Genomic DNA, 13,314 nt, shown 5'->3' with positions numbered 1-13,314 from the left:
TCCAGCAGATGAAAGCATGCACTCTTCTGCCATGGCAATTCAGCAGACTGGTCATGTGCGATTTGCAGGTTTTTGGATGCGGTTTTGGGCGTATTTAGCCGATATAGTTGTAATAGGCAGCATTGATCGACTCTTAATTAATCCTCTATTTAGATTGCTGGATTTACCTCTATATGAAACAGGCCTTTTTTCAATGATGACCATTGCAACAGCACTGACCTTTTACTTATATTTTGTCCTTATGACCAAGTTTTTCGGTCAGACATTAGGAAAAATGATTTTTGGTTTAAAGGTAGTTCAGTTAAATGGAGAAAAACTATCATGGAATACGGTTCTCTTTAGAGAATGGATTGGCCGTTTCATTTCTGGATATATCATTGTTCTATATGTAATCGTAGCTTTTCTGCCAAAAAAACAAGGATTACATGATCTTTTCGTCGATACAACAGTGGTACATGAAAAATAAGATGACAAAACCTGCTGGTGATTATACCCAGCAGGTTTATTTTTGCCTGAATATGTCCATACTTGCGGCTGAAAGGCTGTGAATGAAGTGAAGTGGCTGCTGATTATTGCTGGTATTCTCCTATTTCTCCTGCTCCTGATCATCTTTACAAAAGTAAAGGTGTATTTGCATTTGTATCATAATAAAGATCAAAATCATATAAAGCTTGAATTTAGGGCATGGTATGGATTAATTAAATATAAAATTGATATTCCGCTCGTTAAAATAGCAGAAGATTCACCAACTCTTGTTGTGAAAGAGAAAACGGCTGCAGGACCAAATGAGAATCAAACAAGCAAAGATACGAAGGAATATTCTGCCGATACATTGCTTGATAGTCTGCATGATACAAAAGAAATATTACATCATGTTGTTTCGTTATATAAAATCATTCAATCTTTTCTCAAAAAAATCACGATTAAAACTTTATCCTGGCATACTCTAGTTGGTGTTGGAGATGCCGCCTTGACTGGCATGATCACCGGTGCATTTTGGAGTGTTAAAGGAAGTTTGCTTGGATTTATCAGCCATTATTTTCGCCTGAAAGCAATACCGGATGTTACGATAACGCCTCAATTTCAATTTGCTGTATCACAAACCGCTTTAACATGTATGTTTCATTTTCGGATCGGGCATGCTATGGTGACAGGAATTAAACTGATTAAATATTGGAAAGGCGGTATGGCAGACTTTCGAACCAAGCCATTATCTGTCTTATCTGATGATAAAACCAATACTGTTTAGTTAGGAGGCGCAGTAAATGTCTGAACATCCAATTCAAGGCTTGATGACTACTGCAATGGAAAATCTTAAGGAAATGATTGATGTAAACACCATCATTGGTGACCCGGTAGAAACACCGGATGGCAGTGTTATTTTAACTGTATCAAAAGTAGGTTTTGGTTTTGCTGCCGGCGGAAGTGAATTTAAGCTTGAAGATAAGAGCGGCGGCCAGGGAGAAACAAAAACGCATCCTTTTGGCGGCGGTAGCGGTGGCGGTGTTTCCATTACACCGATTGCTTTCCTAATTGTAAATGCACATGAAGTGAAAATGGTTCACTTAGATGAAAGCACTCATCTATACGAAAAAATCATTGACCTGGCACCTCAAGCAGTTGAAAAAATTCAGCAAATGTTTAATAAAAAGGATGCCCAGAATCAATCTGGCAATGGGCAGCAAAGTCAAAATCAAAATCAAAATCAAGCCTATAACGGTCCTAAAGAAGATTTACAATTTTAGTATAAAAAAAAGAGTTAACTTCATGATCTTCGAAGTTAGCTTTTTTAATGGCTGGAGTGCAAGTTTTTTATTGAATCAAGAACCTTTTTCTTTGCAAAACCACAGCCGAAAAGCTATGATTTACACTGTACATAACATAAAAGGGAGGATTTAATTATGGCTTCTATTACATTTAAAGGCGGTCCTGTTACTCTGTTAGGACAAGAGGTTAAGGTTGGAGACAAAGCTCCTGAATTTACAGTGCTTGCCAATGACTTATCTCCTGTTACACTTGCAGATTCAAAAGGACAGGTTAGATTAATTAGTGTAGTACCATCCATTGATACTGGTGTATGCGATGCACAAACTCGCCGTTTCAATGAAGCAGCAGCAGAATTGGGCAATGTAAAAGTATTAACAGTTAGTGTTGATCTTCCATTTGCACAGAAGCGCTGGTGTGCAGCAGCAGGTATTGAGCAAGTACAAACGCTATCTGACCACCGTGACCTTTCTTTTGGGGAAGCGTATGGCGTAGCTATAAAAGAACTCCGTCTTTTAGCAAGAGCGGTATTTGTAGTTGATTCTAATGACGAAGTGACATATGTGGAATACGTAAGCGAAGCAACAGATCACCCTGACTATGATGCTGCAATTGAAGCAGCCAAAGCAGCAAAATAAGATAGACAGCCCCGTGCCAAGCGGGGCTTTTTACTGCTTTGTGGCTGGACTTTTTCGTAATTTACAGCGAAGAAGAAGGATCGACGCAGGTGCAAATGTGGAAGAAAGTAAAAGGGCAACTAAGCCTCTGTCTGCGTCTTTCAGACTTGCCAATCGGCAAGTTTTCTTTAATTTTATATTAAATGGTATAAATGATGACAGGTTTCGTTCAAACTTGTGATAATATAGCTTCATCTAATAGATGATGATTTCATAGAACGGGGGAAAGAGGATTGAACAACTTAGCACCGGTGGAGGAACTATTTACTGTTTTTAATGAAACAGCCACCATTATGCAAGAGGAATTTGATTGTACATATTTAGAAGCATTAGCTGAAACAGGGGAAAACTTGTTTCACGGTAGCATACTGCAAGAGGAACTTAGTGAACTGAGTGTGAAAAGGCTCCGTAAAAGCTATGATTCCATTCAGCTTGATCGCTTCAGTTCCGAGGAAATAAGAAAATCGTTTCAGCTTGCTATCTTAAAAGGGATGAAGCAAAACATTCAGCAGAATCACCAAATGACACCAGATTCAATTGGAATGTTCATGGGCTATTTAGCTGATAAATTTTTAAGCGGCAAAGAAATTCACCTGCTTGATCCAGCTGTGGGGACAGGGAACTTGCTGACAACTGTCATCAATCATATGCATAATCGTACAATTGAAGCAACGGGTGTGGAGATTGATGACATCTTAATAAAGCTTGCTTATATTAATGCAAATCTGCAGGAGCATCCGATTCAATTTTTTAATCAAGATGCCCTAGAGCCTTTATTTACCGAACTTGCTGATGCTGTAATATGTGATTTGCCGGTAGGCTACTATCCGAATGATGTAAGAGCTGCTGAATATAAGTTGAAAGCAGATGAAGGCCATGCATATGCACATCACCTCTTTATTGAACAAAGTGTGAATCATGTGAAAGAGGGCGGCTATTTATTTCTGCTCGTACCAAACGGTCTTTTCGAAAGTCAGCTGGCAGGAAAACTTCACGAGTATTTAAAAGAGCATGCCATTATCCAAGGTCTCTTTCAACTGCCGTTAACTCTATTTAAAAATGAACAAGCCGCAAAAAGCATCTTGATCCTGCAAAAGAAAGGTGAAAATGTAAAGCCGCCTAAAGAGGCATTACTAGTTAATCTGCCGAGTCTTTCAAAAGCTCAGGCAGTTGACCGGATCCTTACACAAGTGAATGAATGGATTAAAGAAAATAAGTAGTATTAGAGGCAGGGACATAAGTATATAACACACCTATTGAACCGAATGGTTAGGAAGGTCATCTTTCTAATCATTCGGCTTTTTATTTATAATTATAAATATATTTTATTTACATGAGTGAAATGGAGCGGAGGATCCTCGACTCCTGCGGGCTGCAGAGCAAAGGGTGAGACCCCGCAGGAACGAAGTGACGAGGAGGCTCAGCTTGCTCCCCGCGGAAACCGAGGGTGCGTAGCGCAATGGAACGGTCTTGATTAAATACCGAAACCAAGATATTGAATATTCGTGTTTTAGAAATATTAATTTCGTTTTGTCCCAGCCCCTTTTTCTAGTGTTTATTTAGTGTTAACTCCTTATAAGGACTAATCATTAACGAGAATATTTTGTAGTTAAAAGCAAACTAAATTTCTGATAATTATCAGAATAAAATTACTTTTATAATGTAAACGATAACAATTTGTACTTGCCTTGAAAAAAACGGAAAGCAATGATTAAATGAGAAATTGAGAGATATAAATGATCAGCGTTGAGCAGACTATATTTGTATGTAAACGCAGTTTATAAAGGAGCGGACAAAATGGCAAAAATTATTGCAATTAATGCCGGCAGTTCATCATTGAAATTTCAATTGTTTGAAATGCCTACTGAAGAAGTAATTACAAAAGGTCTAATTGAGAGAATTGGCTTAGATAATGCAGTGTTTAATATTACAGTGAATGGTGAAAAGGTGAAAGAGGTTACAGATATTCCTGATCATGAAGTAGCTGTAAAAATTCTTCTTGATAAATTAACTTCACTTGGAATCATTCAATCATTAGACGAAATTGAAGGAATTGGGCACCGCGTCGTTCATGGCGGAGAAGAATTCCCGGATTCAGCATTAATTACTGAAGAAGTTCTTGCTAAAATAAGCGATCTTTCAGAGCTTGCACCTTTACATAATCCTGCAAATATTACAGGAATTAAAGCGTTCCAGCAAGTTCTTCCAAATGTACCGGCTGTAGCTGTTTTTGATACAGCATTCCACCAGACAATGCCTGAAGCTTCATTTTTATACAGCTTGCCATATGATTACTACACAGAGTATGGAATCCGTAAATATGGTTTCCACGGTACTTCACATAAATATGTATCAGAACGTGCTGCAGAAATGCTTGGCCGTCCGATTGAACAGCTTCGCCTTATATCCTGTCACCTAGGAAATGGTGCGAGTATTGCAGCTATTGAAGGCGGCAAATCAATCGATACATCAATGGGCTTTACGCCTCTTGCAGGGGTAACAATGGGAACAAGATCCGGTAACATCGATCCTGCGCTAATTCCATTCATCATGGAAAAAACAGAAAAAACAGCTGAAGAAGTTCTTGATGTTTTAAATAAAAAGAGTGGTATGCTTGGCGTTTCCGGCTTCTCAAGCGACCTTCGTGATATCGAAGTTCAAGCTAATGAAGGCAATGAAAGAGCTGAGCTTGCACTGCAGGTTTTTGCAGACAGAATTCATAAATATATCGGTTCATATGCTGCAAGAATGTATGGTGTTGATGCTATTATTTTCACAGCTGGTATTGGTGAAAACAGTGACGTTATCCGTGAAAAAGTTCTTCAGGGACTTGAATTCATGGGTGTATACTTCGATCCTGCACTTAACCAAGTACGAGGCAAGGAAGCATTCATCAGCTATCCGCATTCACCTGTAAAAGTTATGGTCATCCCTACGGATGAGGAAGTAATGATTGCACGTGATGTTGTAAGATTAGCGAATTAATTCAATATATATTAGGGGAATCCGCCAGACGATCATTGACTGGACGGGTTCCCTTTTTTTTGTGCGTCTGCTGCAATCGCTCTCTTCTCCTTTTACAGGAGAGGAATTCTGCTATCATGCTATGCTATACTGGGGGTATTAGAAGAAAAATGGTTTCGGAGGGATGAATCATGTCATTGACAGCCAGTGAGCAGAGGGTACTAAATTCAATTCTTGAATGGGAAGAGAAATTGTATAGCTACGAACCAAATGATTTTATGCTTACATATGATAAGTATTTGGAACGTTCATTCTCTATGCTTCCTGAAGAAATACAACAGCAGTTTTTTGCCTCTTTAGATAATTGGCTATTTCATTTACATGCATTGATTCAAGGATCACAGCTGCAGCTGGATGCAAAGGAACGCATCTTAAGCGCAGGCAGAATTTATAATCCTAATATTGAAAAGGTAGAAGATTTACGTTTATTGACCATCGACCAGCTTCAATACATAGCTCAGCAGCAAATTTCAAGGCATCGGATCTATTCACTTGCACAAGGCGGTCTTACTGGTACAGGAAGTGCGATCATGCTTGGCACGGATCTGCCGGCCATGGCTGTCATTAATTTAAGAGCCGTGCAATTAATTGCAATGACATATGGTTTTGAAGTAAATACACCATATGAAATGATGAACTCACTTAAAGTTTTTCATTCCGCATTACTTCCAGCACGTCTGCAGCCCGCTATATGGGAAGAGTTAAAGGCAGATTTGAATAGTGATGAAGAAGAACGTTATTTTTACGAAGGAAAAGAAGATTTAACAGATGTTTCTTGGATGAACCAGCCAATTCAGCAGGTTTTGAAAGGGCTGTTAATCCTGCTTCTCAGAAAAAAATCAATCCAGGGCATTCCTTTTGCCAGCATGGCAATTGGCGCAGGTGCGAACTATGTATTAACAGCAAAAGTCACAGACTTTGCACATAAATACTATCAGCTTAAATACCTAAACGGAAAAGGTGAATGAGGATGAGCCAGCTCGAGCATAAAATGGAAGCACCCAAAATAGTAAAATGTAAGATCATTACGGTTAGTGATACACGTACAAAGGAAACAGATAAGAGCGGACAGCTTATGAATGATCTCCTTAAAGATAACGGCCATCTAATTGTTGACTATGTCATTGTCAAAGATGATGCTGCTTCTATTGCAGATGAAGTAAAAAAAGGGTGTAATTCCCCTGATATTGATGTGATCTTAACAAATGGGGGAACAGGAATCGCCAAAAGAGATGTAACAATCGAGGCCATCTCTGCACTTTATGAAAAAGAAATAACTGGTTTTGGCGAGCTTTTTCGTCTGCTCAGCTATCAAGAAGATATCGGATCGGCTGCCATTCTTTCACGTGCCTCTGCGGGAGTACTTCAAAACAAAGCCATATTTTCTACACCAGGCTCAACTGGCGCCGTGAAATTGGCCATGAACAAACTCATTTTGCCTGAATTAGGTCATGTAGTGCGTGAATTGAAAAAAGATTTATAAAGAAAAGACCGGATAAGCGGAGCTTTTAGCTTAAAAGCAAAATAGAGCTTACTACGAGTTAATAAGAGGATCGGACATAGTATTCAAGCGAGTAATAGAATCGAGTGAGGCTGGACATAAGTATTTAACACAACACAGAACCGAATGATTTGGAAGTGAAACTTTCCAATCATTTGGTTTTTTATTTGTTTAAGATTTAATATTTCTAAACATGAGTGAAATGGAGCGGAGGACCCCACTCGATTCCTGCGTTGACAGCTTTATTATTTGTATATTTTATTATGATCTTTTTATTTTTGTCCCGTTCTATTTTAAATGTCCCAGTATTTCATTTGAGGATATTTCGGTGAGTATACAAATACAGAATATTTAATTTTTATTCAATCGAGTGAATATGTATTGATTTTTATAAAAAAGATTGATAAAGTAATAGCATAATAAATGAATAAAAATATAATATTTTGTATATTTATACGAATAAAACGAAAGGGGATTTAAACAATGACAAATCCAAAAATAGTTCTTGCCTATTCAGGCGGATTAGATACTTCAGTTGCAATTAAATGGCTAGGAGACCAAGGTTATTCTGTAGTTGCCTGCTGCTTGGATGTGGGTGAAGGAAAAGATCTAGACTTTATTAAGGAGAAAGCACTTAAGGTTGGTGCTGTTTCTTCATATGTAATTGATGCAAAAGAAGAATTTGCAAATGAGTTTGCTTTAGTGGCACTTAAAGCCCACGCTCTGTATGAAAATAAGTATCCGCTTGTATCTGCACTTTCAAGACCTTTAATAGCTAAAAAGCTGGTAGAGGTTGCAGAAAAAGAAGGAGCAGTAGCGGTTGCGCATGGATGTACAGGAAAAGGAAATGATCAGGTTCGCTTTGAAGTAGCTATTCAAGCATTAAATCCTGAACTGAAAGTACTTGCGCCAGTTCGTGAATGGAAATGGTCGCGCGAGGAAGAAATTGAGTATGCAAAACAAAAAAATATTCCAATTCCGATTAATCTGGATTCTCCTTATTCCATTGATCAAAATTTATGGGGCAGAAGCAATGAGTGCGGAATTTTAGAAGATCCTTGGGCAGCTCCTCCTGAAGATGCATATGAACTGACATCCAGTTTGGAGCATGCTCCAGATCAAGCAGATATAGTTGAAATCGGATTTGAAAAAGGTGTGCCTGTTAGCCTAAACGGTAAAAAATATTCACTTTCTGAGCTGATCTTAGAATTGAATTTCTTAGCTGGAAAACATGGTGTTGGCCGTATTGATCATGTTGAAAATCGTCTTGTGGGCATTAAATCTCGTGAAGTTTATGAGTGTCCTGGTGCTATGACGCTAATTAAAGCTCATAAAGAGCTTGAAGATTTAACACTCGTAAAAGAGGTTGCTCATTTTAAACCTGTCATTGAAAAGAAAATTGCTGAATTAATTTATGAAGGATTGTGGTTTTCGCAGCTAAAGGATGCACTGCTTGCATTTCTTGAGGAAACACAAACCTATGTTACTGGAACGGTAAGAGTAAAGCTCTTTAAAGGCCATGCTATTATTGAAGGCAGAAAGTCACCGTATTCTCTATATGATGAGAAGCTTGCAACCTATACATCTGATGATGAATTTGACCACAATGCAGCTGTTGGCTTTATTCAGCTTTGGGGACTTCCAACAAAAGTACAGAGCATTGTTCAAAAAGAGAAGAAGGTGACAGTGTGAAAAAGCTTTGGGGAGGCAGATTTACTAAATCTGCTGAAGAATGGGTAGATGAGTTTGGTGCATCCATTTCATTTGATCAGGAACTGGTGCAGGAGGATCTAGAAGGCAGTATAGCGCATGTTACTATGCTTGCCTCTGCCGGCATTATCTCAAAAGATGAAGCTGCTAAAATTAAGGGTGGATTAAACGTGCTTAAGCAAAAGGCAGAGCAGGGAGAATTGCAATATTCTGTTAAGCTGGAGGATATCCATCTAAACCTCGAAAGCATGCTGACAGAGATCGTTGGCCCTGTTGGCGGAAAGCTTCATACAGCAAGAAGCCGTAATGATCAGGTTGCTACAGATATGCACTTATACTTGCGCAGTGAAGTTGGGCAAATCATTCAATTTGTTCAAGAGCTGCAAAAGGCACTGTTAGAAAAGGCTGAAGAACATGTTGAAACATTAATGCCTGGCTATACGCATCTCCAAAGAGCACAGCCCATTTCTTTTGGACATCATTTGATGGCTTATTTTTGGATGCTGCAGCGTGATAAAGAACGCTTAATCGAGAGCTTAAAGCGCATAAATATTTCTCCGCTTGGCGCTGGTGCACTTGCAGGAACAACATTTCCGATTGATCGCATGCAAACAGCAGATTTACTAGGATTTGATGGGATTTACGAAAATAGTCTTGATGCGGTAAGTGACCGTGATTTTATTCTAGAATTCTTATCAAATAGTTCAATCTTAATGATGCACTTGTCTCGCTTAAGTGAAGAATTTATTCTTTGGTCTTCACAGGAGTTTCAATTCATTGAACTTGACGACAGCTTTGCAACAGGAAGCAGTATTATGCCTCAAAAGAAAAATCCTGATATGGCGGAATTAATTCGCGGGAAAACAGGTCGTGTCTATGGCAATTTAGTTGGTTTGCTCACAGTTTTAAAGGGATTGCCGCTGGCATACAACAAAGATATGCAGGAAGATAAAGAAGGCATGTTTGATACAGTTAAAACGGTAGCAGGTTCATTAAAAATCTTTGCTGGAATGGTAAGTACAATGAAGGTGAAGAAGCAGCAAATGGAAAAGGCGACAAGAACAGACTTTTCAAATGCTACTGAACTTGCTGATTATCTTTCGGATAAAGGAATTCCTTTCAGGGAAGCACACGAAATAGTAGGTAAATTAGTTCTGTTATGTGTTGAAAAAGGCTGTTATCTTGGAGATCTGCCGCTTGAAGAGTATAAAAATGCTCATTTCCAATTTAACGAAGACATTTATGAGGTGCTTGACCCTGCTAATGCGGTTCAAAGACGGAACAGCGCAGGTGGTACTGGCTTTAAACAAGTAGAGGCTGCCATAGAAAAAGCAAAAACAATATTAAATCACAATGAAGAGCACGCTGTTTTGTAACAGCGTGCTTTTGTAAATGAAGCGGCATGTGCTTCGTATAGTTAACAATTTATTCAGCTTCTAATTTTGTCCGAACAACTAAAACATCGCATTCCGCATAACGAGTTATATGTTCAGAAACGCTGCCAATAAGGAATCGTTCAACTGCATTCATCCCTGTTGCTCCACAGATAATTAAGTCGACATTATGATTTTTAGCCATCTCTTTAGGCACCTTTACTTTAGGTGAGCCAAAATCGATTTCATAAGTAACTTCATTAACACCTGCTTCTAATGCTGCCTGTCTGTATTTTTCCATCAGTTCTTCAGCGTATTCATTTGCACGGTCTGCAACACTGCGGTCGTAGGCTTCAACATTAGCATATGTGCGTGTATCAACAATATGGGCTACAATAATCTTTGCATTATTCCTCTTTGCTATTTCTATTGCTTTTTTAAAAGCCCAATCTGCTTCAGGCGAACCATCTACAGCAACTAGTATATTTTCATAATTCATAGCCATAAAACTTCTCCTCCTTTGCCTTATTTATACATACCCAAAACTTGTATAACTCTAACAAAAAATCGAACAATATATGGAGAACTTAAAAAAAGGAGCGATAAAGATGAAAAAACAGGATGCAAATAATCAATCTTATTACGAGTTGGATGAAAAAGGCACAAACGAAGTTAGTGAGCAAATTACAAACGCATATAATAGCGGTGTAATTGACTATTCAGAAGAACAAATTCAAAAACAAAATAAGAAAAAGCGTCACTAAAAAGTTCCTCCAGCTAATAAGGGATATATGTCAATGCAAAAAAGCCGTCATTTTTAAAATGATGGCTTTTTTGCAGAAAGCTATTCTCTTCAGAATACTAAATAATTTGCAGTTCCTTTGGAAATTTAGTTAAAACTTCTACCCCATTCTCAGTAACTGCCAGGTCATCTTCAATTCTCACGCCTGCAACTCCTGGTACGTAGATGCCTGGTTCAATTGTAAAGACCATTCCTTTTTCAAGCTGAAGCGGATTGGTTTCAGTTAAGGATGGATATTCATGCACACTGATTCCAAGTCCATGACCTAATCGGTGAGGGAAATATTCTCCATAGCCTGCTTCTCTAATAATATTCCGGGCTGTTAAATCAAGATCAGCAGCTGTCATGCCGGGTCTGCTGGCTTCAACTGCAGCCAGCTGTGCTTTTAGTACGGTATCATAAATCTCTTTTTGCTTATCATTGATGTCACCGAATGCAACGGTTCTTGTTATATCAGAGCAATATCCTTTCCATACAACACCTAAGTCGAAAAGAACAAGATCACCCTTTTTCATCTGAGTCATGCCCGGTGTGCCATGTGGTGAGGCACCGTTAGCTCCAGTCAGAACCATGGTTGAAAAGGACATTTCGTTGACACCTTTTTTCTTGAGTGCAAACTCAATTGCCGCTAATACATCCAGCTCTGTTTTTCCTTCAGCAATCTCCGAACAGCCCACTTCAATGGCATAGTCGGCTAAAGCACATGCTTCTCTGATGATTTCAAGCTCTTGCTCATCCTTCACCATCCGAAGCTTTCTGAGCTTATCTTCTGCTGAAACAAACTGTGCTCCGCTGAAAAGCTGTGTAATGGCTTCATAGCGTTCAACATTCATATGCTCTTTTTCAATTGCTGCCCTGGAAATGTGAGCCGCTCGCTTCTTTACTGCCTGGTGAACTTTCTCCCACGGATTTTCAATATCGCTATAACCAATGATTTCATGTTTCCAGCCTGCTTGTTTAGCGTCTTCTTTTTCCATGGCAGGGCAGACAAGAAATGGCTCTGCATCTTGGAAAACAGCAAGTCCCAGTAACCGTTCATGCGGATCACTGAAAAAACCGCTCAAATAAAAAACATTTTCAGATGACGTGATAAAGCTGAACTGGATATCATTCTCTTTCATCCACTCAGAAACACTATGTAACTTATTATTCATATATGTACCTCCCTAATCGTCCTTACTATGAGAGTAGCAACTAATAAAGGAAAAGTAAATATTAAGAACCTAGTGAGACGGGGATAAAATTTAAAATTCATTTTTCAAAAATTACATAGAATTTATATTTTGCGTTACATAATGGATATAAAAAAAGGGAATAGCAACTGTATGTGGAAGTAGAGAATGAAGAAAAAGTTAAGGAGTGTTGATCTTGAAAGTATCTTATCATGGACATTCAATCGTGAAAATCGAAACAAATGGAAAAACGATTCTTATCGATCCTTTTATTAATGGGAATGAACTAACAGATTTAAAAGCTGAAGATGTAAAAGCAGATGTCATCATTGTCACCCATGGCCATGGCGATCATTTAGGTGATACAGTTGAAATAGCAAAAAAGAATGATGCGTTAGTGATTGGGAATGCAGAGCTTGCTGCCTATTTAGGCTGGCAAGGAGTCAAGACCCATGGAATGAGCATTGGCGGAGCTTATGAATTTGATTTTGGGAAAGTGAAGTTAACACAAGCTATCCACGGAACAGGGTACATTACTGATGACCAGCAAATTATTTATTTAGGGATGCCAGCCGGAGTGCTGTTTATGGCAGAAGGAAAAACCGTATATCATGCGGGAGACACAGCTTTATTCTCAGATATGAAGCTAATTGGGGAGCGTCATCCTATCGATGTAGCATTTTTGCCGATTGGCGATAATTTTACAATGGGCCCTGAAGATGCTGCTTATGCAGCCAAATTATTGCAGGCAAAAACAGTGGTACCAATTCATTTCAATACATTCCCGCCGATTAAACAGGATCCTCATGAATTTATTAAGCTTCTGGATGATCGAAGCGGACAAGTACTAGAGGCCGGCGAATCGATTGATTTGTAGTCAGCTTTTTATTATAAGAGAATGTTGAGCTGCCATCTAACTGTGGAAAGCTAAAAATAGAAAATAAGGCACATGCTTCATTTTAGAGCATGTGCTTTTTGCATGTTTTCAGCATGTCCGCATACATTTTAATGATAGATGTATTAGGAGGGGAAATCATGAACAAAAATCGTTACTTATTATGTTTGCTCTTTTGTGGGCTCATGCTTTATTATGCTGTGCCTCGCTTAAGTATTCAGGCAGGAGGAGAACAAGGCCTATTCTCTGCCGTATGGCTTGCATTTATGCTTATGGCTGTTGCCGGAAATTTAACAGCAATGCTTTACGCTCCAAGACGCACCGCTCGTGCACAAAAAACATTAATCGCTGACAAAAGGAAGATCCGCTCTTATCGCTAGCAGAGCGGCAGACTGA

The 13,314-nt window shown here is 38.8% G+C and carries 15 protein-coding genes; 13 read left to right on the top strand and 2 right to left on the bottom strand.

All coding sequences use genetic code 11. The annotated features are described in order from the left end of the window. Positions 1–16 precede the first annotated feature (16 nt). From F7732_RS09160 to argH, 10 genes are all read left to right on the top strand, one after another. The gene (locus F7732_RS09160) at positions 17–466 is read left to right on the top strand and encodes an RDD family protein (protein ID WP_240056585.1); all 450 of its coding nucleotides are present in this window, start codon (positions 17–19) and stop codon (positions 464–466) included. A gap of 78 nt (positions 467–544) precedes the next feature. Then, positions 545–1,249 carry a DUF2953 domain-containing protein gene (locus F7732_RS09155; RefSeq protein WP_338024084.1) on the top strand — a complete coding sequence of 235 codons (705 nt, stop codon included), beginning with the start codon at positions 545–547 and terminating at the stop codon, positions 1,247–1,249. 16 nt (positions 1,250–1,265) lie between these two features. After that, a complete protein-coding gene (ytfJ, locus tag F7732_RS09150; protein ID WP_151573544.1) occupies positions 1,266–1,745 on the top strand; it encodes a GerW family sporulation protein in 480 nt (159 codons plus the stop codon). Positions 1,746–1,901: 156 nt separating this feature from the next. Then, positions 1,902–2,402 carry a thiol peroxidase gene (tpx, locus tag F7732_RS09145; protein ID WP_066443017.1) on the top strand — a complete coding sequence of 167 codons (501 nt, stop codon included), beginning with the start codon at positions 1,902–1,904 and terminating at the stop codon, positions 2,400–2,402. Between the two features lie 272 nt (positions 2,403–2,674). Further along, positions 2,675–3,661 (top strand): class I SAM-dependent methyltransferase, encoded by a 987-nt coding sequence (locus F7732_RS09140; RefSeq protein WP_338024083.1) that lies wholly within the window; start codon positions 2,675–2,677, stop codon positions 3,659–3,661. 577 nt (positions 3,662–4,238) lie between these two features. Further along, positions 4,239–5,426 (top strand): acetate kinase, encoded by a 1,188-nt coding sequence (locus F7732_RS09135; RefSeq protein ID WP_151573543.1) that lies wholly within the window; start codon positions 4,239–4,241, stop codon positions 5,424–5,426. 170 nt (positions 5,427–5,596) lie between these two features. Then, positions 5,597–6,433 carry an EcsC family protein gene (locus tag F7732_RS09130; RefSeq protein ID WP_066443019.1) on the top strand — a complete coding sequence of 279 codons (837 nt, stop codon included), beginning with the start codon at positions 5,597–5,599 and terminating at the stop codon, positions 6,431–6,433. A 2-nt stretch (positions 6,434–6,435) separates the two neighbouring features. Continuing rightward, on the top strand, positions 6,436–6,948 hold the full coding sequence (locus F7732_RS09125; RefSeq protein ID WP_066443020.1) for a MogA/MoaB family molybdenum cofactor biosynthesis protein: 513 nt from the start codon (positions 6,436–6,438) through the stop codon (positions 6,946–6,948). Between the two features lie 501 nt (positions 6,949–7,449). Then, on the top strand, positions 7,450–8,658 hold the full coding sequence (locus F7732_RS09120; protein ID WP_066443021.1) for an argininosuccinate synthase: 1,209 nt from the start codon (positions 7,450–7,452) through the stop codon (positions 8,656–8,658). Next, positions 8,655–10,052, top strand: a complete 1,398-nt coding sequence (gene argH / locus F7732_RS09115) for an argininosuccinate lyase (protein ID WP_151573542.1) — start codon at positions 8,655–8,657, stop codon at positions 10,050–10,052. Before F7732_RS09120 ends, argH begins: the two co-directional genes overlap by 4 nt. Positions 10,053–10,101: 49 nt before the next feature. Here argH and F7732_RS09110 read toward each other — a convergent pair whose 3' ends face one another. Beyond that, positions 10,102–10,554, bottom strand: a complete 453-nt coding sequence (locus tag F7732_RS09110; RefSeq protein ID WP_151573541.1) for a universal stress protein — start codon at positions 10,552–10,554, stop codon at positions 10,102–10,104. A gap of 103 nt (positions 10,555–10,657) precedes the next feature. On the opposite strand from F7732_RS09110, the gene F7732_RS22840 reads away from it, so the two are divergent. Then, the gene (locus F7732_RS22840) at positions 10,658–10,813 is read left to right on the top strand and encodes a hypothetical protein (RefSeq protein WP_176215118.1); all 156 of its coding nucleotides are present in this window, start codon (positions 10,658–10,660) and stop codon (positions 10,811–10,813) included. A gap of 97 nt (positions 10,814–10,910) precedes the next feature. On the opposite strand, the gene F7732_RS09105 is transcribed toward F7732_RS22840, so the two are convergent. Further along, positions 10,911–12,005 carry a M24 family metallopeptidase gene (locus F7732_RS09105; protein WP_151573540.1) on the bottom strand — a complete coding sequence of 365 codons (1,095 nt, stop codon included), beginning with the start codon at positions 12,003–12,005 and terminating at the stop codon, positions 10,911–10,913. Positions 12,006–12,219: 214 nt separating this feature from the next. Here F7732_RS09105 and F7732_RS09100 point away from each other — a divergent pair, with 214 nt between their 5' ends. Together F7732_RS09100 and F7732_RS09095 are read left to right on the top strand one after the other, a co-directional pair. Beyond that, entirely contained in the window at positions 12,220–12,900 is a 681-nt protein-coding gene (locus tag F7732_RS09100) for a metal-dependent hydrolase (RefSeq protein ID WP_151573539.1), read from the top strand. Positions 12,901–13,058: 158 nt separating this feature from the next. Next, a complete protein-coding gene (locus tag F7732_RS09095; RefSeq protein ID WP_151573538.1) occupies positions 13,059–13,298 on the top strand; it encodes a hypothetical protein in 240 nt (79 codons plus the stop codon). Positions 13,299–13,314 lie beyond the last annotated feature (16 nt).

The organism is Bacillus mesophilum (genome assembly GCF_008923265.1).
GTDB lineage: Bacteria > Bacillota > Bacilli > Bacillales > Cytobacillaceae > Cytobacillus > Cytobacillus mesophilum.
This window is presented reverse-complemented; position numbering and strand designations above follow the sequence as displayed.

Bases quoted from the DNA above. Each gene is read 5' to 3' on its own strand.
- F7732_RS09160 (WP_240056585.1), top strand. From the start codon at position 17: ATGCACTCTTCTGCCATGGCAATTCAGCAGACTGGTCATGTGCGATTT.
- F7732_RS09135 (WP_151573543.1), top strand. From the start codon at position 4,239: ATGGCAAAAATTATTGCAATTAATGCCGGCAGTTCATCATTGAAATTT.
- F7732_RS09120 (WP_066443021.1), top strand. From the start codon at position 7,450: ATGACAAATCCAAAAATAGTTCTTGCCTATTCAGGCGGATTAGATACT.
- F7732_RS22840 (WP_176215118.1), top strand. From the start codon at position 10,658: ATGAAAAAACAGGATGCAAATAATCAATCTTATTACGAGTTGGATGAA.
- ytfJ (WP_151573544.1), top strand. From the start codon at position 1,266: ATGTCTGAACATCCAATTCAAGGCTTGATGACTACTGCAATGGAAAAT.
- F7732_RS09105 (WP_151573540.1), bottom strand. From the start codon at position 12,005: ATGAATAATAAGTTACATAGTGTTTCTGAGTGGATGAAAGAGAATGAT.
- F7732_RS09095 (WP_151573538.1), top strand. From the start codon at position 13,059: ATGAACAAAAATCGTTACTTATTATGTTTGCTCTTTTGTGGGCTCATG.
- F7732_RS09125 (WP_066443020.1), top strand. From the start codon at position 6,436: ATGAGCCAGCTCGAGCATAAAATGGAAGCACCCAAAATAGTAAAATGT.
- tpx (WP_066443017.1), top strand. From the start codon at position 1,902: ATGGCTTCTATTACATTTAAAGGCGGTCCTGTTACTCTGTTAGGACAA.
- F7732_RS09130 (WP_066443019.1), top strand. From the start codon at position 5,597: ATGTCATTGACAGCCAGTGAGCAGAGGGTACTAAATTCAATTCTTGAA.
- F7732_RS09110 (WP_151573541.1), bottom strand. From the start codon at position 10,554: ATGGCTATGAATTATGAAAATATACTAGTTGCTGTAGATGGTTCGCCT.